The organism is Rhodococcus sp. USK13, assembly GCF_018343855.1.
Taxonomy (GTDB): Bacteria; Actinomycetota; Actinomycetes; order Mycobacteriales; family Mycobacteriaceae; genus Rhodococcus_F; species Rhodococcus_F oxybenzonivorans.
Window position 1 is genome coordinate 1,171,813 of the sequence record NZ_CP069242.1, and the last position, 18,315, is coordinate 1,190,127.

Annotated in this window: 18 protein-coding genes; 9 read left to right on the plus strand and 9 right to left on the minus strand. The window is 63.0% G+C overall.

Annotated features, from left to right (window positions below; translation table 11 throughout):
- Positions 1-77: 77 nt before the first annotated feature.
- The 5 genes from JQT59_RS08205 to JQT59_RS08225 are packed head-to-tail and all read right to left on the minus strand — an operon-like array spanning position 78 to position 6,004.
- The gene (locus tag JQT59_RS08205; RefSeq protein WP_213575697.1) at positions 78-1,532 is read right to left on the minus strand and encodes a class I adenylate-forming enzyme family protein; all 1,455 of its coding nucleotides are present in this window, start codon (positions 1,530-1,532) and stop codon (positions 78-80) included.
- Positions 1,532-2,428, minus strand: a complete 897-nt coding sequence (locus tag JQT59_RS08210; protein WP_213575698.1) for an enoyl-CoA hydratase — start codon at positions 2,426-2,428, stop codon at positions 1,532-1,534. Before JQT59_RS08210 ends, JQT59_RS08205 begins: the two co-directional genes overlap by 1 nt.
- 34 nt (positions 2,429-2,462) lie before the next feature.
- A complete protein-coding gene (locus tag JQT59_RS08215; protein ID WP_213575699.1) occupies positions 2,463-3,497 on the minus strand; it encodes a hypothetical protein in 1,035 nt (344 codons plus the stop codon).
- A gap of 48 nt (positions 3,498-3,545) precedes the next feature.
- Positions 3,546-4,772: a CaiB/BaiF CoA transferase family protein gene (locus tag JQT59_RS08220; RefSeq protein ID WP_249354240.1), complete on the minus strand. Its 1,227-nt coding sequence runs from the start codon at positions 4,770-4,772 to the stop codon at positions 3,546-3,548.
- Positions 4,769-6,004: an acyl-CoA dehydrogenase family protein gene (locus JQT59_RS08225; protein ID WP_213575700.1), complete on the minus strand. Its 1,236-nt coding sequence runs from the start codon at positions 6,002-6,004 to the stop codon at positions 4,769-4,771. Before JQT59_RS08225 ends, JQT59_RS08220 begins: the two co-directional genes overlap by 4 nt.
- Before the next feature lie 89 nt (positions 6,005-6,093).
- On the opposite strand from JQT59_RS08225, the gene JQT59_RS08230 reads away from it, so the two are divergent.
- From JQT59_RS08230 to JQT59_RS08240, 3 genes are all read left to right on the plus strand, one after another.
- Positions 6,094-6,885 (plus strand): enoyl-CoA hydratase/isomerase family protein, encoded by a 792-nt coding sequence (locus JQT59_RS08230; RefSeq protein ID WP_213575701.1) that lies wholly within the window; start codon positions 6,094-6,096, stop codon positions 6,883-6,885.
- A 62-nt stretch (positions 6,886-6,947) separates the two neighbouring features.
- The gene (locus JQT59_RS08235) at positions 6,948-7,835 is read left to right on the plus strand and encodes an amidohydrolase family protein (protein WP_213575702.1); all 888 of its coding nucleotides are present in this window, start codon (positions 6,948-6,950) and stop codon (positions 7,833-7,835) included.
- A gap of 36 nt (positions 7,836-7,871) precedes the next feature.
- A complete protein-coding gene (locus tag JQT59_RS08240) occupies positions 7,872-9,068 on the plus strand; it encodes an acyl-CoA dehydrogenase family protein (protein ID WP_213575703.1) in 1,197 nt (398 codons plus the stop codon).
- Between the two features lie 93 nt (positions 9,069-9,161).
- Here the strand turns inward: JQT59_RS08240 and JQT59_RS08245 are convergent, their stop codons facing one another.
- Positions 9,162-9,929: a crotonase/enoyl-CoA hydratase family protein gene (locus JQT59_RS08245; protein ID WP_213575704.1), complete on the minus strand. Its 768-nt coding sequence runs from the start codon at positions 9,927-9,929 to the stop codon at positions 9,162-9,164.
- A 110-nt stretch (positions 9,930-10,039) separates the two neighbouring features.
- Between JQT59_RS08245 and JQT59_RS08250 the strand changes: the two genes are divergently transcribed.
- Genes JQT59_RS08250 through JQT59_RS08260 form a run of 3 tightly spaced genes read left to right on the plus strand, consistent with a single transcriptional unit; the run spans position 10,040 to position 12,944 of the window.
- On the plus strand, positions 10,040-10,843 hold the full coding sequence (locus tag JQT59_RS08250) for an enoyl-CoA hydratase/isomerase family protein (RefSeq protein WP_249354242.1): 804 nt from the start codon (positions 10,040-10,042) through the stop codon (positions 10,841-10,843).
- A gap of 38 nt (positions 10,844-10,881) precedes the next feature.
- Positions 10,882-11,646, plus strand: coding sequence for an SDR family NAD(P)-dependent oxidoreductase (locus tag JQT59_RS08255; protein WP_213575706.1), 765 nt, complete (start codon positions 10,882-10,884; stop codon positions 11,644-11,646).
- A 38-nt stretch (positions 11,647-11,684) separates the two neighbouring features.
- Complete coding sequence (locus tag JQT59_RS08260; RefSeq protein WP_213575707.1) at positions 11,685-12,944, plus strand: acetyl-CoA C-acetyltransferase; 1,260 nt, start codon at positions 11,685-11,687, stop codon at positions 12,942-12,944.
- A 101-nt stretch (positions 12,945-13,045) separates the two neighbouring features.
- Here the strand turns inward: JQT59_RS08260 and JQT59_RS08265 are convergent, their stop codons facing one another.
- Positions 13,046-14,158, minus strand: coding sequence for an acyl-CoA dehydrogenase family protein (locus JQT59_RS08265; RefSeq protein WP_213575708.1), 1,113 nt, complete (start codon positions 14,156-14,158; stop codon positions 13,046-13,048).
- Positions 14,159-14,394: 236 nt separating this feature from the next.
- Between JQT59_RS08265 and JQT59_RS08270 the strand changes: the two genes are divergently transcribed.
- The 3 genes from JQT59_RS08270 to JQT59_RS08280 are packed head-to-tail and all read left to right on the plus strand — an operon-like array spanning position 14,395 to position 16,930.
- Positions 14,395-15,294 carry an SDR family oxidoreductase gene (locus JQT59_RS08270; protein ID WP_213575709.1) on the plus strand — a complete coding sequence of 300 codons (900 nt, stop codon included), beginning with the start codon at positions 14,395-14,397 and terminating at the stop codon, positions 15,292-15,294.
- Positions 15,294-16,133, plus strand: coding sequence for an enoyl-CoA hydratase-related protein (locus tag JQT59_RS08275; protein WP_213575710.1), 840 nt, complete (start codon positions 15,294-15,296; stop codon positions 16,131-16,133). The genes JQT59_RS08270 and JQT59_RS08275 overlap by 1 nt, the downstream gene beginning before the upstream one ends.
- A complete protein-coding gene (locus JQT59_RS08280; protein ID WP_213575711.1) occupies positions 16,130-16,930 on the plus strand; it encodes an enoyl-CoA hydratase-related protein in 801 nt (266 codons plus the stop codon). Before JQT59_RS08275 ends, JQT59_RS08280 begins: the two co-directional genes overlap by 4 nt.
- 85 nt (positions 16,931-17,015) lie before the next feature.
- Here JQT59_RS08280 and JQT59_RS08285 read toward each other — a convergent pair whose 3' ends face one another.
- Both JQT59_RS08285 and JQT59_RS08290 read right to left on the minus strand, forming a co-directional pair.
- Positions 17,016-17,795, minus strand: coding sequence for an SDR family oxidoreductase (locus JQT59_RS08285; protein ID WP_213575712.1), 780 nt, complete (start codon positions 17,793-17,795; stop codon positions 17,016-17,018).
- A gap of 148 nt (positions 17,796-17,943) precedes the next feature.
- Positions 17,944-18,297 carry a hypothetical protein gene (locus JQT59_RS08290; RefSeq protein WP_213575713.1) on the minus strand — a complete coding sequence of 118 codons (354 nt, stop codon included), beginning with the start codon at positions 18,295-18,297 and terminating at the stop codon, positions 17,944-17,946.
- Positions 18,298-18,315 lie beyond the last annotated feature (18 nt).

An 18,315-nucleotide genomic window follows, 5' to 3' on the forward strand; every position in this document is an offset into this window, starting at 1 on the left:
GGTTCTACGGTGGGCCACGCATCGGCAGCCCCGCCAGGCAGCGGACGGTATGAGTACCATCACGGGACCGAGCTCACTCAGCGAGGTCCGTCGGTGCGCAGGCGCGATCGCTGCAGTTTGCCGGACGCCGTCCTGGGCAGGACCTCGACGAATGAGAACTCACGCGGAATCTTGTATGTGGCGAGACGCCCCCCGAGGAAGCGTCGAAGGTCATCGACGGAGATATCCGACGAAGCAACGACATATGCAACTACTCGCTCGCCGTGCCGATCGTCCGGCCGACCGACAACCGCTACGTCGTCCACCACCGGGTGACGTAACAGTTCCTGTTCGACCTCCGTCGGTGCGACCTGAAATCCCGAGACCTTGATCATGTCCTTGCGGCGATCCACGATCCGAATCCGCCCGCTCGGCTCGATGCGGCCCACGTCTCCGGTGCGGAACCACCCGTCGGCGGTGAACGCAGCAGCGGCGTCCGTCGTCCGGGTGGTGTATCCCCGTGCTACCGACACGCCCCGGACCTCGATTTCGTCGTCTGGTCCCAGCCGAATCTCGGTTCCTTCGGTCGCGTATCCGGGCGAATCGAGACGCCAGTCCGCGGGATCGTGCACCGGATTGAAGGCGACGGTCATCGCCTCGGTCATCCCGTAGGAGCAGAGGAAGCCGACACCGGTCCTGAGAGTGAGTGCCTTGGCGACTTCGGCTGGAGCCGCGCTGCCACCCCACATGAAGTAACGCAAACCGGGAAAATCGGCGGACCCCAGATGCGGGATGTCGAGCAATTGATGAGCGACGGTGCCGGCCAGTGGCCATACGGTGACCGCGTCGTCCCGGATGTGCCGGAGACAGGCGTCGAGGTCGAAGCGTTCGAACAGGGTAACCTGCGCTCCCACTGCGAGGGCGGCACCCATCATCGACGTGCCGAACACGTGGCACAGCGGTAACGAAATCTGGAGGACATCCGTCGCACCGAGTCCTAGATGGGTGACGAGTTGATGCACCCCTCCCGACAGGCCGGCGTGCGTATGGATGACGCCTTTGGGGTGTCCGGTCGTGCCCGACGAGAACGGAATGAACAGGTCCCGGTGTTCGCCCGACCGTATGCGTTCGGCGGGTTCGGGAGGAGTTCGCTCTTCCACCGGGGAAACGAGATCCTCGACCGGGAGTCGTATCGCCGATTCCGCTGCGACAGTCCGGTGCCGCTGTGAATACACCGCGGCCGTGACGTGTGCTCCGTCCAGGGCTGCCCGGATCTCGTGGTCTGTCCAATAGGGGTTGGGCGTGACGAATACGGCACCGATCCTTGCGAGCGCGAACTGCGCGATGACATATTCCGGTCGGTTCTCGACCAGCAGCGCCGTGCGCGTGCCTACTCCTACTCCGACTCTCCGGAGCGATATTTCGGCTCGGGTCACGGAGTCCGCGAAGTCACTGTAGGTCCAGGACTCTCCCTGGAACCGGAGCGCGATCCGATCAGGCCACGTCTGCGCTGCCCGCTCCGGGAGCGATGCGTAATCCGGAATTTCTGTCATCAGGGGACACGCGGGTCGGCGATGCGCAGCGGACCTGCCGAACGCCAGTCCTCGATGTCGGGTCCGGGCTTCGCTGCAGGGAACTTGTCGTCGTGAAGTGCAGTCCAATGGGCATGCCCGAGCTGGTGCAGCGCGAAGCTGTTCTTCAAGGACTCCTGGAAGCCCATCGCGTCGACTGCACCGTTGACCGATTCCTTGATCAACAGTCTTGCCATGGCAGGGCGCTTCGCGATTCTGGATGCGAACTCCACCGTGCTGTTCGCCAACTCGTCCGCAGGGAAGATCTTCGAGACCATGCCGAGCCGGTGCCCCTCCTCGGCGTCGATGGCATCTCCGGTGAGAAGGAGTTCCTTCGCCTTGCGAGGTCCGAATTCGAATGGGTGGGCGAGATATTCGACACCCGGCATGCCGAGTCGAGTGGCGACCACGTCCGCGAACAACGTGTCCTCGGAAGCGACGATGAGGTCACAGGCCCACATCAGCATGAGGCCGGCAGAAATGACCTTGCCGTGCACCTGAGCAATCGTGATCTTGCGAAGGTCGCGCCAGCGTCGTGTGCAGTCGAAGTAGTAGTGCCACTCCTGCAGCATTCGCCGCTCCACATGCGACTGCGCAGTGCCGCCGTCGATGCGGAAGGTCGGGTGCTGCTCAGGGCCCGGCAACTCCTCCCTCGCTGCGACCTCGGATCCCATATCGTGGCCTGCCGAGAAACTGGGGCCGTGACCGAAGAGGATGATGATGTCGATGGTGTCGTCCTGCTCGGCGCGACGGAAAGCCTCGTCGAGTTCGACGAGTAGACCGCGGTTCTGAGCGTTCCTCGCCTCCGGGCGATCGAGACCGATGCGGGCTATGTTTCCGGCTCCGACCGTCTCATAGGTGACAAAACTTTCCGTCATGTCGATTGCTACCTTTCCTCGAACAGGTGGATGATCACCACTTGCGACGATCCCCATTACCCGGCACGGTTTCACCCCATGCCATCCACACATCCGGCGTCCGCGTGTCGGATACTCGATGGATGCGGCCTTCCTGCTGGGGGTTGGGCATCTTGCCCAAGCCTTCCATGCGGCCATGCGGGTCGGCTTCGCAGACCCACTTCTCGCCGTCGATCACGTAGTCGATGCCGTCGTGCCAGTAGCCGTCCGCCGCGCGCCGCACCTCTGCCTCCATGTGACGTCCGACGGTGACGGTGCCGTCGCTGTGCGCCACGATGGCTACCTGGAAGTCCCCATTGCCGAACAGGAGGTGCCCCACCTCGGCAGTCCCGTCCTCCCAGTGGTTCGCCCACGAATACCAGGTTGTGTATTCGGCGTCGTGGAGCGGATCCTTGTTCACGTACAGACGCGCGTCCTCAGGCATCCAGGCCTCTTCCCAGAAGAGGAAGCCACGGACACGTCGACCGGCCACGTCACCTTCGACCAGCCATGTCTGGGTGAGGTACAGCAGGGACGAGTCGGGACCCGGGAGGAACCACTGCAGGGGCGGGGCGACCAGGGTGCCGCTCACGTCGATCACATCGGTCTCGACATACTTCATCGAGTTCTCCGTGAGCGTCAGGGATGTGCGACGGCCGTGTTCGTTCGTCGGAGTGCTGAGCTCGATGGAAGAAGTATCAAGGATCCGTCGTTCGAGTTCGTTGCTGTCCGGAGCGAATCGGGGTTCGCGCCGGAGTTGCATCTGGCCGTCCTTGCCGTCGCTGGAGACCAGCAGCAGCTTCCCTCCCAGGGATTTGACTTCGCCGTCGGATTCCTGTGGATCTGTGACTGCCGGGACTCTTCGCATGATCGTGTACATCGCGCCCTCGGCATCGCGGAGGGTTCCCCAGATGTAGCCGGCCTCCGGGGTGAGTCCGTGGATGTGCTTCTCACGGGAGAGTACGGTTGTGGGATCGAAGCGGCGCCCGCTGCACAGTGCAGCATGGTTGAACGATCCAGTGGGGGAGAGCTTCGAGAATGTAGCGGTCACGAGGACTTGCCTTTCGTCGAGTTCGGGAGCGAATACCGAACGTGGGGATCAGATGACTTCGTCGGCCCGGAGAGCGTTGATTTCATCCTGGGACATGGAAAGATAATCCCGGAGAACAGCATCCGTGTGCTCGCCCAGCCGAGGGGGAACCCGGTACGTCGTGACCGGGCTTTCGGAGAATCGCATGGGGTTGCCCACGAGAGCCAGGCCGTCCTCTTCGGTTCGTCTGAGTAGTTGTCGATGTTGCACTTGAGGGTTGTCGAAGACTTCCTTCATGGAATTGACCGGGCTGCACGGGACATCGGCCGCTTCGAGTTTCTCGACCCAGTAGTCGACCGGTTCGGTGATGAAGATCTTCGACAGAACCTCCAGAACGAAATCCCGATTCTCGATTCTGGCGGACACGGTGGCGAATCGTGGATCGTCGACCAGTTCGGGTCCGCCCAGTGCTGCAGCCAGGCCGGAGAACTGCTTCGGTGTACTTGCGACGACGAATATGTCGTTGCCGTCGCTGCATCGGAAAGCCTGGGAGGGGATGCCGCCGAACCCTCCGTTGCCCCGGCGGGGTGCTTGGACGCCCGAAACCAGATAGTTCTGGACGTAATGTGACAGCGACGCCACACCGCAGTCGAGCAGGGACACGTCGATATGTTGTCCCTCGTCGGTTCGGTCGCGATGTCGAAGTGCCGCGAGTATCGCTGTGGACGTGTACAGACCCGCGAGGACGTCGACCATCGAGACGCCCACCTTCATGGGTCCGGCGCCCGGTTCACCGTCGGGAATGCCCGAGACGCTCATCATGCCGCTCATCGCCTGGAATACGCCGGCGTAGCCCGCTCGCGTTGCGTACGGTCCGTCCTGGCCGAATCCCGTCACGGAGCAGTAGACCAGCCTCGGGTTGTGCTGACGAAGAGACTCGAAGTCCAATCCGTACTTCGCCAGCACGCCGGTTCGGAAGTTCTCGACCAGGACGTCGGAACTGCCTGCCAGTTCACGGATCAGGGCGGCGCCTCGCGGGTCGGAATGATCGACCGTGATGGACTGCTTGTTCCGGTTCGCGCTGAGATAGAAACCCGAGTTGCGGTCGGACGGTTCACCGAAGAAAGGGGGACCGTACTGTCTCGAGTCGTCGCCGACGCCGGGGCGTTCGACCTTGATCACCTCGGCGCCGAGGTCACCCAGAAGCTGAGTGGCGAGCGGTGCGGCAAGGATGCGGCTCAGGTCGAGAATGCGTATGCCCCACAACGGGCCTGTGGTTTCGATCTTGTCGTTCACCTGCGGGGCTCCTTGGGCAACTTCAGCACTCGTTCGCTGATGATGTTCTTCTGGATCTCGCTCGCGCCGGCGTAGATCGTTTCCGCTCGCGCGCGGACGAAGGCACGCCGTAGCGCGGTGGCCTCGTCGACGACGGCGGCACCTGAGGTGTCGTCGACCACCCAGTCGGTTCCCAGCAGGGACTCTTCACCCAGCACGTCCATGGCTACCTCGGTGAAGTTCTGGTGCCAGCGAGACCAGTAGTACTTGCCGATGGACGCTTCGGGACCGAACTCCCCGTCTCGCAGTGCGGTGGACAATGTTCGGAGGTTGTTGTAGGACATGATCTGCAGGCCGATGTAGGAATCGACGATCCGATTCCGGAGTGCCGGATCACCGAGGGGTGCACGTCGTTTCGAGAGCTCCGCGAGGTGTTCCATCTCGCGGACGAACGAGAACTGGTAATTCAGGACCGACGTCGCTCGCTCGTGGCCGAGAGTGGTCATTGCGGCGTTCCATCCCTCGCCCGTCCCACCCAGGACATTGTCGATCGAGGTTCGGGCGTCGTCGAAGAACACTTCGTTGAACCCGCTGTCCCCGAGCATGGTGCGTATTGGCCGGATGGTGATTCCGGGTTGGTCGAGCGGTATGAGCATGTAGGACAGGCCGGCATGTCGGCTGGATGTCGGGTCGGTGCGGACGATCGCGAAGATCCAGTCCGCGTGTTGAGCGAATGTGGTCCAGATCTTCTGTCCGTTGATCACCCACTCGTCGCCGTCGAGGTGTGCCCTGGTGGCTACGTTGGCGAGATCGGAACCCGCGCCGGGTTCCGAATATCCCTGGCACCAAACTACTTCCGCTTTCGACATCGGGGGCAGGAGTCGCCGCTTCTGCTCCTCGGTTCCGTACGCCAGCGCGGTGGGAGCCATGAGCGTCTCTCCGTGGAATGCCGCCCGTGGAGGAGCGCCGGCGCGTGCATATTCCATGGCGAAGACGATCTCTTGGGTCATGGTCGCTCCGCGGCCACCGTACTCCCGTGGCCATGACAGGCCCAGCCAGTTCCCGGCCCCGAGTTCACGCTCCCATGCCCGGCGTAATTCCCAGTTGTCGTCGTCATCCGGGCCGCCGCGATCGGCCTGACCGGAGAACTCCTCCGTGAGGTGCTCGTGCAACCACGTTCGCACCTCGTCGCAGAACTCCCGGTCGGCATCCGACAACGGCAGCTCGCCGAAACTGTCCTCTGAAGAACCCATGCCCCTATAGTACAATCAGTTAGAGATTTAGCTAGACCCTTCCGCGTGAATCGCTGGTCGGGGAGGCTTCAGGACTGGAGGAGCTCTAGGTGGACGAGATCTCGTGGTCGCTTTCGGGGGGAATCGGAACCATCACCCTCAATCGACCTCAGGCACGCAATGCCTTCACTTTCTCGATGGTTCGAGAATGGGAGCGCATGCTCCGTGAGGCTCGCGAGGACGAACGCGTTCGCGTCGTTGTGTTGACGGGGGCCGGCGACCGTGCCTTCTGTTCCGGGGTGGACCTCGGGTCGATATCCAACGCCGATCGCACCCTGACGCCTCTCGAACGCAAGAGCCAGCTACACGAGGAGATCCATCGCGTTGCGCGCGCTGTGGAGGCTCTCGACAAGCCGCTCATTGCGGCGATCAACGGTGTTGCGGTGGGCGCCGGTCTGGACATGGCATTGATGTGCGACATGCGCATCATGTCCTCCACCGCCAAGCTCTCGGAGGGATACGTCCGCGTGGGACTCACGCCCGGGGACGGCGGAGCCTACTACCTTCCGCGTCTCGTCGGGACGTCGAAGGCGCTCGAATTGTTGCTGACCGGCGACTTCGTCGATGCGGCCGAAGCTCACCGGATAGGCCTGGTCAACCGTGTCGTTCCGGCAGAATCGTTCGCGGAGGAAACGCAGAAGTTCGCAGAATCGATTGCTGCCCATGCTCCCGTTACCGTTCGAATGATAAAGCGAATTACATACCAGTCCGCCGATGCGGATCTGCGGACTGCGCTCGACCTGGCGTCTTCTCACTTTGCAGTGGTCGCAGCCACCGAAGACTCGGCCGAGGCATTGTCGGCCATGAAAGAAAAGCGTGAACCCGTGTATCGCGGAAGGTAGTCCGATACGCCTGCTGCAGGCGGAGGCTGCATCCGTACGGCAAATACCGAAGGAGAAACCGGATGTCGGAGCAAGTGGAAGCGTCTACGGAGTCGGACGTCTTCGACGCATGGATCAACCTGCCTTACCTGCCAGGTGAGGTCACACCCGATCCGGCGGTGGTCGCGCGATTCAAGCGCGGCAACAGTGCGTACGAAGGCGGAGAGACGATCGCCGACGTGGTAGCGGAGATGGATCGTATGGGTATCGCCGCGGGGGTGCTCACGAAGGTGCCGCGCGACATCACCCCTGCATACGTGCACGGCACGAAGACCGGCGAGAAGGTTCTGCGAGAGACCTGTGAGCGGCTCGCTCAGATCCAGCTAGATCACCCGGGGCGATTCGTCACGTCGGTCGGGATCGACCCGCGTCTGGGGTACGACGCAGCACGACACGTGCGAATTGCTGTGCGGGAGTACGGTATCAAGTGCATCCGAATTATCCCGATGTTCACCGGTATCGCCATCGACGACAAGCTTGCCTATCCCGCCTACACCGCGGCCTGTGATGAGGGTGCCGTAGTGTCGATCAACGTCGGTGTTCCGGGGCCGATGAAGCCCGCGAAGCTTCAGCGAACGATTCTCATCGATGAGGTCGCCCTCGCATTCCCCGAGTTGAAGCTGGTGATGAGTCATCTCGGAGATCCGTGGATCAGTGAGACCGTGGCCATGCTCATCAAGCATCCCAACGTGTTCGCTATGACCGCCGGCTGGGCTCCCAAGTATGTGCCGGAGGAGATCCTTACATTCGCGCAACGTCGTAATCCCGAGAAGCTCATGTGGGCGTCGGATTACCCCATTCTTCCCATCGAGAGAACCATCACCGAAGGGCGGGCCCTGTCCCTGACCGGTCGTGCACGTGAGGGGTATCTCGGTGGCAACGCCCGCAGGGTCTTCGGTCTGCCGATCTGACCCTGTAACCCTTCCACACGTTCATAGGACTCGATAATGGAACTTGACCTTGCCCCTGGACTCGAGGACTTCCGCGAGGAAGTCCGCACCTGGTTCGCCGAGCACATCGTCGGTGAATTCGCGGCGCATCGTGGTGTCGGCAGTCCCACCGACGACACGGCATGGGACCTCCGTGTGGAATGGGAACGTGAGCTGTCCCAGGGGCGCTGGCTGGGTCTGACCTGGCCGGAGGAATACGGCGGTCGGGGTCTCGGGCTCGCTGAGGAGATCGTGTTCGAGTACGAGTACGCGCGAGCCGCTGCGCCTGCTCGTGTCAACACTCAGGCGCTCGAGCTCCTGGGTCCGACCCTGCTCGCCTGTGGCACACACGATCAGAAACTGCGCTTCCTTCCGAAGATCTTGAAAGTCGAGGAGATGTGGGGGCAGGGGTTCAGTGAACCCGGTGCGGGTTCCGATCTCGCTGGTGTTCGCACCCGAGCCGTCCTCGGTGACGACGGAGTCTGGCATATCGACGGGCAGAAGATCTGGACGACGTTCGGTCATCACGCGGATTGGCTGTACGTCCTGTGCCGGACCAACCCCGACGCCTCGCTCAGGCACAAGGGGTTGTCGCTGCTGCTCGTCGACGCACATCAAGAGGGTGTGGATGTCCGGCCCATCGAGAACATCAACCGCTCGACGGAGTTCAGCGAGTGCTTCTTCAACGACGCCCGGAGCACGGTCGATCTCACGGTCGGTGAGATCGACGGGGGATGGTCGGTGGTGATGACCACCTTGGGACTCGAACGTGGCAGTGCGCTGATGCCGGTTCAACTGGGCATGGAGCGGGAACTGGGCAGCATCATCGACATTGCACGCCGGAACGGCTCGCTCGACGACCCCGATATCCGATGCAGACTCGTGGATGCCTACATCGGTATCAAGCTCATGCGATCGACCAACCTGCGCGTGGTGGCCGACTTGCTGAACGAGGATTCTCCGGATCCCGGCGCCGCGACGGCTGCAGCGGCGATGACCACGAAGCTGTTCGCCTCGACTCATCACCAGAAGATGGGTGAGCTGGCCATGGATATCGTCGGATCTGCGTCGATGGTCGAGACCGGTGACGCCTTCGACGACGTCTCCATCGTTCAGAAGCTCTTCCTGTCTTCTCGTGCCGAAACCATCTACGGCGGAACATCGGAGATCCAGCGGAACATCGCCGCGGAACGGGTCCTCGGGCTCCCTCGGTAGAGCTGAGGCCCGGCAGCCGGGCCGAGGAGGGAAGAACGAACCGCCGCCTGTCCTGGAGGCGGGCGGCGGTTCGTATTCGGGTGAAGGTGCGGTCTACCGGCCGGACCAGACGGGTGCTCGTTTCTCGGCGAAAGCGAGTGCGCCCTCTCTGGCGTCGGCGGAGGTGAACACAGGATCGATCATCGTCCGCTGTCTGTCGAAGGCTTCGGCGGCGGGCCAATCGCGTGATTGCGTGATGACTTCCTTCGTGACCGCGACCGCAAGTGGGCCGTTGGCGGTGATCTTCCGTGCAAGTTCCATCGCTGCCTCCATTGCCTCTCCCGGCTCGGTGAGGCGATTGACCAGGCCCAGCTCGTGAGCTCGTGTGGCAGGGAGGTTGTCGCCGGTCAACGCAAGTTCCATCGCGAGCTGATAGGGAATGCGCTGGGGGAGACGAATGAGACCGCCTCCTCCGGCGACGAGGCCGCGCTTCGTCTCGGGAATCCCGAACATCGCGGTTCTGGACGCCACGATGAGGTCGGTGGCGAGTGCGAGTTCGGTGCCTCCGGCCAGTGCGAATCCCTCGACAGCAGCGATCACGGGTTTGCGTGGGGGAGCCTCGGTGAATCCGAGTCCCCGTCCGGGGACCGAAGGGTCCTCGCCGCGGACGAATGCCTTGAGGTCCATCCCGGCGCAGAAGTTGCCGCCGGCACCGGTGAGGACGGCAACCGAGAGCGACGGATCTTCGTCGAGTCGATCCATGGCGTCCGACAAGGCGAAGCTGACTTCTCGGTTGATGGCGTTCCGGGCTTCGGGTCGGTTGATGGTGACGAGCAGGATGCGTTCGTGCTGTTCGACTTTCACTGCTGAATCGGTAGACATTCTGTACTCCGTTCTCGATGGGAGGATCGGGCTGTCGATCGAACGTTAAAGGTGTAATAATTAAACTACAACTGCCGTGGAAGCGGTCGATGCGAAGCAAGGAGAATGCGGTGACGGATTGGCCGAGTCGGCTCGAAACGCTGAAGGTGACGGCAGACGGCCCGGTGAGGATCGTCACGATGAACCGTCCGGACGCTCGCAATGCCGCCGACGCGGTCATGCACCGCGAACTCGCGGAAATCTGGGATCTTCTGGCGGTCGATCCGGGATGTCGGGTGGTTGTCCTGACCGGGGCGGGCAAGGCGTTCAGCGCCGGGGGTGACCTGCCTCGAATGGTCGCGACTCAGGAAGATCCCACGATCCAGGACGAGGTCTTCTCGGAGGCGAGGCGGACCGTGCAGGGCATGCTGGCCTTGCCGCAGCCGTTGATCGCAGCAGTCAACGGCGCGGCCGTGGGCTTGGGCGCCAGTCTCATCTCGTTGTGCGACTTGGCAATTGCCTCGGACCGCGCCTTCCTTGCCGACCCGCATCTCGGAGTCGGCCTGGTGCCTGCAGACGGGGCTGCTCTGTTGTGGCCTCTGATCATGGGGACGCTGAGGGCCAAGGAGTACGTCTTCACCGGGGAGCGCATCACTGCGCCGATCGCGAAGGATCTCGGCCTGGTCAATCGCGTGGTGGAGCACGAGGGCCTTATGCCGGCGGTGATGGAGCTCGCGCACAAGTTGGCCGCGGTACCTCATGACGCCCTTCGGCAGACGAAGCGACTGATGAGTACGCATACCTCGCGTGCCCTCGCCGGCCTGCTCGACGACGCGCTGGCAGCAGAGCGCGCAAGCGTGAACTCTGCGGACCACCGGGACCTGTCCCGAGCCCTCGTCGATGCTGCCGCTGCCCGGCAGAATCGGACGAGTTGACATCCATGTCGATCACACCGAACGAAGGGAATTCTGCGATGTCGGGACTGGACGGGCGCGTGGCGCTGGTTACGGGCGCTGCGGGGGCCGGAATCGGCAAGGCGATCGCAACCCGCCTGGCCGCCGACGGCGCTACGGTGGTGGTCACCGACTCACATGAGCGGCGCCTCGAGGCTGCTGTAGCGGAGATTCGAGAGAACACCCGCGGCAATGTGGTCGGGCACGTTCTCGACGTGGGTGACCGCGACCGCATCGTGGCGGTCACCGACGCCGTGCTCGCGGAGATCGGCCCGATTGCGATCCTGGTCAACAACGCCGCGGTCAACGTGATGGGGCCGATATTCGACTACGACCCAGCGGATTGGGACCGCGTACTGAACGTGAATCTCACCGGCCCGTGGATGCTTTCGCGCCAGGTGATGAGACAGATGCGGGACGCCGGCATCCCGGGTGTCATCCTGAACGTTTCGACCTACGCACCCGATGTGGGCGGCGAGGGCATCGAAGCGCCGTATGCGGTCAGCAAGGGTGGGCTGAATGTGTTGACACGCAGTTGCGCGCACGAAGGTGGACCGTACGGGATTCGAGCCAACACATTGTCGATGGGGATGGTCACCGGTACTCGATTCACGGATGCCCTGCACTCCGATATGCAAGCCCGCGAACGGGAAAAGTCGCCGCTGGGACGGTTGTCCCACGTCGACGACATCGCCGAGGCGGCGGCGTTCCTCATTTCCGACAGAGCGAAGAACATCACCGGTGAAACAGTGAACGTCGCTGCCGGAACCCACATGCGTTACTGAGCGGTCCAGAAACCGCACCCGACGATAGAAGGAGAATCATGCCGGAAGCTGTAATCGTTGCGGCTGCCCGTACGCCGATCGGCCGGGCCTACAAGGGTGGGCTGAAGGACATGCGGCCCGACGAGCTCGCTGCACACGCAGTGCGAGCCGCGGTCGATCAAGTGCCGCAACTAGATCCGTCATCGGTGCGTGACTTGATGCTGGGCTGCGGCGCACCTGGCGGCGAACAGGGCTTCAATATGGGTCGGGTCGTGTCGACGCTACTCGGATGGGATTCCGTACCGGGCACGACGGTCACGCGGTATTGCGCGTCGAGCGTGCAGACGACCAGGATGGCGATGCATGCCATTCGCGCCGGTGAAGGTGACGTCTTCATCGCAGCGGGTGTCGAGGCAATCAGCCGGGGTCGCCGAGGACACGCCGATACTCCACCGGTCGCGGATGACGCCGATCCGCGCGATCGCGCGGCGAATCCCTGGACGAATCCGCGTTTCGCGCCGGCGCAGTCCAGGACGCGCGAACGGAGTGCCGGACAGGCCGCGGAATGGACCGACCCGCGTTCGGCAGGTGAGTTGCCGGACGTCTATATAGCGATGGGACAGACGGCCGAGAACGTCGCTCAGATGTGCCGTGTCTCGCGGGAGGAGCAGGACGAGTTTGCTCTTCGTTCCCAGGAGCTGTACCAACAGTCACTCGCGTCCGGGTTCTGGAAGCGTGAGATCACACCCCTGACCCTCCCTGACGGAACCGTGCTGGATCACGACGAAAGTCCGCGCGCTGGTACCACTCTCGAAAAGCTGGCGGCGCTGGCGCCGGTCTTCCGTCCCGACGGGACCGTTACAGCAGGCAACGCGTGCCCCCTCAACGACGGCGCAGCAGCGCTGGTCGTCATGTCGGATCGCAAGGCCGCCGAATTGGGGATCACCCCTCTGGCGCGCGTCGTGGCCACGGGTGTCTCTGCACTGTCGCCGGAAATCATGGGACTCGGGCCTATCGAGGCCACTCGCGACGCTCTGGCCAATACCGGACTCGGCATTGCCGACATCGACCTGTTCGAGATCAACGAGGCTTTCGCGGCCCAGGTCATCCCGTCGTACAAGGAACTCGGTATCCCGCTCGACAAATTGAATGTCAACGGCGGCGGTATCGCGGCAGGACACCCCTTCGGTATGACAGGTGCCAGGATCGCAACCACTCTCCTGAACTCGATGGCGACCCATGACAAGCAGTTCGGTCTGGAAACGATGTGCATCGGAGGCGGTCAGGGCATGGCGATGATTTTGGAACGTCTGTCCTGATGTTTCACGTTGGAGCGGGTGCCGGTGAGGCACCTTCTCCAAATGCACGTGGGTGGTTCGATTTCACGGAATCGAACCACCCACGTACGTCTTTCAGGGAGTTAGAGCCCTACCAGGTCCGCGATGCGGTTGCGGTGTAGTCCGGGGGATCCGAGGAGCGTCTGGGATCCGCGTGCCCGTTTGAAGTAGAGGTGTGCGGGGTGTTCCCAGGTGAAACCGATGCCGCCATGGATCTGGATGCTCTGGGCGGCGATGTGATAGTAGGCGTCCGAGCAGTACGTCTTCGCGATTGACGACGCGAGTGATCGATCGTCGGAACCCGCCTGGACGGCACCGGTTGCGTAGTACGCCGCCGACCGAGCAGATTCGAGTTCGACGAGCATGTCTGCGAGCTGATGCTTGATGGCTTGGAAGGAGCCGATGGGGCGGCCGAACTGCTGGCGCATCTTGGCGTATTCGACGGTGGACTCGAGGACGCGAGCGGCGCCGCCCACCTGTTCGGCCGCGAGTGCTGCCGCACCGATCTCGAGAACCTCGGTGACGATGCCCCAACCGTGTCCGTCGACCCCCAGTAAGGACGCGGGCACACTGTCCAGTGTGACGGTTGCGAGGTTTCGTGTCCGGTCGAGAGTCGACAGTGGTTCCGCCGTGACGCCCTCGGCGTGTGTGTCGACCGTGAACAGGGAGACCCCCCGATCCGTACGGGCAGCGACGATCAGGAGATCTGCATCCGCCCCGTCGAGGACGTACGACTTGACTCCGGTGATGCGATAGGACCCGTCGTGGAGCTCGGCTCGCGCTCGGACGTCCTCTTCCGACGCAGCGGCGTCACCTTCGTTGGCTGCCAGGGTTGCGATCGTGTTGCCGGCTGCGATTCCGGGAAGGTGTTCGGCGGCAGCATCGGAGTCTTCGGCGAGCAGCAACGCGTACGTCGCCAGTACGCACGTCGACAGCAACGGTGCACAGAGAAGGGCCCGGCCACTCTCTTCCAGAACTATCGCGAGTTCGGCGAAACCGAAGCCGGCGCCACCGTACTCCTCGGGGATGGCAAGTGCCTGGACGCCGATCTGGTCGGCCATCAGTTTCCACGAGGTGACGTCGAAGCCGCTGGACTGATCCAGGAAGGAGCGTACGTGTTGCTCGGATGAATGAGTGTCGAGCAGTCGCCGCACGACGGAGCGCAGCTCGTCCTGCTCGGGAGTTGAGATCAACATTGCTCTCCTAAGTCGGGATGCATCGTGATTAAATAGTATAATAAGATAACCTATTGGACAATGGCTGACGGGCCTGCCCCCGCCCGACGGGCTTGGCGTAGCACTCGAAATAGAGTACAAAGAACTAACTAATTATAGTACGGTTTGTCCGGCGCGGGTGCGAGCAGTGCCGGGTTGCATACAGGAACGCGACAAGCGCCCGTCGACGAGCCGTCCACGAACTACCAGGAGGCGACATGGGCTTGCATGACGATCGGGTCGTGATCGTGACCGGTGCCGGGCAAGGCATCGGCCGTGAACATGCACTGGGATTTGCGCGCCAGGGTGCGAAAGTCGTGGTCAACGATCTCGGCTCGACCGACGATACCGTTGCGGAGATCAGGGCGATGGGCGGTGAAGCGATCGCCAGCAAGGACGACGTGTCGGACTGGGACGCCGCCGGCAGGCTCGTCGCATCGGCGATCGACACCTTCGGCGACCTGCACGTACTGGTGAACAATGCGGGCATCCTCCGGGACAAGATGTTCGTCAACATGGACGTGGATATGTGGGACAGCGTCATGCGCGTGCACCTGCGGGGAACCTTCTGCCCCACCCGTCACGCAGTGGACTACTGGCGGTCGAAGCACAAGGCGGGTAACCCTGTTTCGCATCCTCGCATCGTCAACACATCCTCACCGTCCGGCCTCTACGGAAATGTCGGCCAGTCGAACTACGGAGCGGCCAAAGCCGCCATCGCTGCCTTCACCGTCATTCTCGCGGACGAACTGGCGCGTCTGGGTGTCACGGTCAACGCGATCGCGCCCAGCGCACTCACGCAGATGACGGCCGGTCTCGACGCATACGTCGCGAAGCTCGAGGAGATCAAGGAGAAGACCGGATTCGACTACGGCTCACCGGCCAATATCGCTCCTCCGGTCGTGTGGTTGGCTTCGCCCGAAGCCTCGGAGATCACGGGACGAGTCCTCAACGTCAAGGGCGGGCGCATCGGAGTCGCGGAGACATGGGTGGCCGGACCTTCCGAGGAGAAGTACGCGAAGTGGGATCCGGCCGAACTCGGTGAGGTGATTCCTCGTCTCGTCGCGGAGGCCCGTCCCAACTCCGACGGCTCGGGACAACCACGCCAGGGAGCGTGATGACACCCGTCAACGGCATCAGCATCGAGCGGCGCGGCGCGATTGCCGTCGTCTGGCTCGACCGCCCGGACCGCGGCAACGGATTCATCTCGGATATGCAGGTCGAGCTGCACGAACAGCTGGTTGCGCTCGATTCCGACCACGAGGTCCGAGCGATCGTGGTGACCGGACGCGGCAGATTCTTCTCCACCGGCGCCGATATGGAACCGGGTGGAGCGAACTTCGCCTTCGACGCCGAACAGACCGCGCGCGCTCGACGAATGATGCGTGACCGACCTCGGCCGTGGAAGCTGAGAACCCCTGTCATCGCGGCGATGAACGGATCGGCGGTAGGGCTGGGATTGACCTTTGCGCTCCAATGGGACATTCGGGTGGTCAACGAGAGCGCGAAGTACGGTTTCGTCTTCCCGCGCCGCGGACTCATTCCCGAGCAGAACTCCTTGTGGCTGCTTCCGAAACTCGTGGGCCTGTCCACCGCGGTCGAACTTCTCCTGACCGGTCGATTGTTCAGCGGCGCGGAAGCGCGGGACCTCGGAATCGCCGCGCGGGCAGTGCCTGGTGACCAGGTGCTCGATACTGCCGTGACGATTGCGAACGAAATTGCCGACAACACCAGTGCGGCCGCCGTCGGCCTGACGAAGGAGCTGGTGTACTCGCTGCTCGAGGAGACCGACCGGGAGGCGGCCTTCCATCTCGAATGGGAGAACTTCCGGGCGATCGGCCGGGAGTCGGACGCGACAGAGGGGGTCGCGGCATTCATCGAGAAGCGACCCCCCCATTTCGCGCTCGACAAGCTCTACTCGGTGGACGTCGCGGCATCGAGCGAATGGGAGGGATGACAGTGTCGGACAACGAACCGGTGCTCTACAAAGTGGACGATGACGGGGTCCTGGTACTCACGCTCAACCGGCCCGAGCGCAAGAATCTGTGGTCGCTGGAGATGGAGACGGCGTTCTACTCCGCGCTCGACCGGGCTGCCGAGGATCAGGATGTTCGTGTCATCGTGGTGACCGGCGCCGGATCCACGTTCTGTCCGGGGCTGGATCCCGGCGTGCTGGACGGGATCAAGGGGGGCTCGACGTATGCGACGAACCGGTCGCCGCAGACGTATGCCACCACGATCCCCAAGATGATCATCGGAGCCATCAACGGTTCTTGTGCCGGGATCGGGTTGGCCCAGGCGTTGTGTTTCGACTACCGATTCGCCGCCCGCGGTGCGAAGTTCACGACGGCATTCTCGAAGCGGGGATTGCCGGCCGAGGACGCATCTGCGTGGATCCTCAGCCGGCTGGCCGGCCCGGCTCACGCGATGGACCTGGTGGTATCCGGCCGGGTGTTCTTGGCCGAGGAAGCGCTGGATCTGGGTGTGGTGCAACGCCTCAGCGAACCGGGATCAGTGCTCGAGGATGCGGTCGAGTATGCGCGTTCCATCGCAGCGAGTGTGTCGCCGGTATCGATGGCGATGATGAAGTCGCAGGTGTGGCACGACACCGAGTCGACGATGGAGCAGGCCAGGGTAAGGGCTCAGTATCTGCTGACGCTGGCGAAGGGGCGCCCGGACTTCCGGGAGGGTGTCGATGCGTTGGTCGAGAAGCGCAATCCCCAGTTCGGCCCCTACACTCCGACCGTGTTCTGAGCTGCTGTTCCAGGATCGAGTACGACTTCACGTGAATGGCCGGCCCGCCCTTTCGGTGCGGACCGGCCATTCACGTGATTGCTCGTCAGCGGGGTGCGAAGCGTTGTGCTCCGTCGAGTCGCACAACCTCACCGTTGATGTAGCCGTTGGTCAGCAGCGTCAGAGCGAGATCTGCGAATTCTTCCGGCTTGCCGAGTCGCTTCGGGAAAGGCACATTCGCGCAGAACTTCTGGAGTGCTTCTTCTCCGACGGACTCCATCATCGCCGTGTGCATCGTTCCCGGAGCGATCGTGTTGAGTCGGATGCCCACCGAACTCAGGTCGCGTGCGCCGGCGATCGTCAGGCCGATGACACCGGCCTTTGCGGCAGCGTACGCGCTCTGGCCGATCTGCCCCTCGTAACCGGCGATAGAGGCGGTCTGCACGACAGCTCCACGTTCACCGTCTGCGTTCGGTTCGTTCTTGGCGATCTCGGCGCTCGCGAGTCGCAACACGTTGTAGGTGCCGGTGAGGTACAGATCGAGTGTCTTGGCGAATCCTTCGAGGCTTGCCGGGCTGCCGTCGCGGTTGACGATTCGCTCGGCGACGCCCCATCCGCCGTGGGTGATCACCGCGTACCGGAGCGTGCCGAGCCGGCTTGCCGTTTCGATCGTGGCCGCAACGCTTTCCGAGTCGGTCACGTCGGTGCGGGAGTAGACGACCGATTCGCCGAGTTCGTCTGCGAGCAACTTGGCTTTGTCGTCCGCAAGGTCGGCGATGACGACCGACGCGCCGGCGGCGTGCAGCCCGCGAACCACGGCCTCACCCAGACCGCCCGCGCCCCCGGTGACGATGGCGGATGTTCCACTCAGGTTGGTGGGGGACATATGTGTTCTCCTGTCGATCGCCGAAGGGGAAGGTTTACCGATGGGGTGAACCACCCAAGATTAAATAGCTTAATCATTTAACGTGTTTGCGGCGAACTCGTCAAGGATGCGGTGCAGTGTTTCGGCGTCGGCGCGATGAAGGGTCCGATCAGGACGGTTCGGGTCCTGCCCAGGACTTCATCTGGGCGATCAGTTCGCGAAGCTCGTCGGTCGAAGGTGACGACCGGTTCGGGTGCTGGAAGGTGCAGGACAGCAGCGCTCCGAAGAACGCTCGAACGAGCCAGGTAACTTCGCCGTCGCGGATCTGACCCGTTTGCTGGCGGCTCGAAGTGTAGCGGCAAGAGCGCGATCGTGGTTCCAGAACGTGTCGTTGCAGGAGGGAATACGCCTCGGGGTGCATGCCGGCATCGGCGGTGAGCCGTAGTTGGAGCTCGGGTCGCTGCCGGGAGTCGATGTGGTCGTCGACCCGGTCGAGGTCGAACTCGATCCGAGCGCGTAGCAAGGGAGCGGTGACACGCGA

Coding starts and splice junctions, on each gene's coding strand:
- JQT59_RS08225 (WP_213575700.1), bottom strand. CDS start 6,004: ATGGGTTCTTCAGAGGACAGTTTCGGCGAGCTGCCGTTGTCGGATGCC.
- JQT59_RS08280 (WP_213575711.1), top strand. CDS start 16,130: ATGACAGTGTCGGACAACGAACCGGTGCTCTACAAAGTGGACGATGAC.
- JQT59_RS08285 (WP_213575712.1), bottom strand. CDS start 17,795: ATGTCCCCCACCAACCTGAGTGGAACATCCGCCATCGTCACCGGGGGC.
- JQT59_RS08270 (WP_213575709.1), top strand. CDS start 14,395: ATGGGCTTGCATGACGATCGGGTCGTGATCGTGACCGGTGCCGGGCAA.
- JQT59_RS08245 (WP_213575704.1), bottom strand. CDS start 9,929: ATGTCTACCGATTCAGCAGTGAAAGTCGAACAGCACGAACGCATCCTG.
- JQT59_RS08240 (WP_213575703.1), top strand. CDS start 7,872: ATGGAACTTGACCTTGCCCCTGGACTCGAGGACTTCCGCGAGGAAGTC.
- JQT59_RS08235 (WP_213575702.1), top strand. CDS start 6,948: ATGTCGGAGCAAGTGGAAGCGTCTACGGAGTCGGACGTCTTCGACGCA.
- JQT59_RS08265 (WP_213575708.1), bottom strand. CDS start 14,158: ATGTTGATCTCAACTCCCGAGCAGGACGAGCTGCGCTCCGTCGTGCGG.
- JQT59_RS08275 (WP_213575710.1), top strand. CDS start 15,294: ATGACACCCGTCAACGGCATCAGCATCGAGCGGCGCGGCGCGATTGCC.
- JQT59_RS08255 (WP_213575706.1), top strand. CDS start 10,882: ATGTCGGGACTGGACGGGCGCGTGGCGCTGGTTACGGGCGCTGCGGGG.
- JQT59_RS08205 (WP_213575697.1), bottom strand. CDS start 1,532: ATGACAGAAATTCCGGATTACGCATCGCTCCCGGAGCGGGCAGCGCAG.
- JQT59_RS08210 (WP_213575698.1), bottom strand. CDS start 2,428: ATGACGGAAAGTTTTGTCACCTATGAGACGGTCGGAGCCGGAAACATA.
- JQT59_RS08260 (WP_213575707.1), top strand. CDS start 11,685: ATGCCGGAAGCTGTAATCGTTGCGGCTGCCCGTACGCCGATCGGCCGG.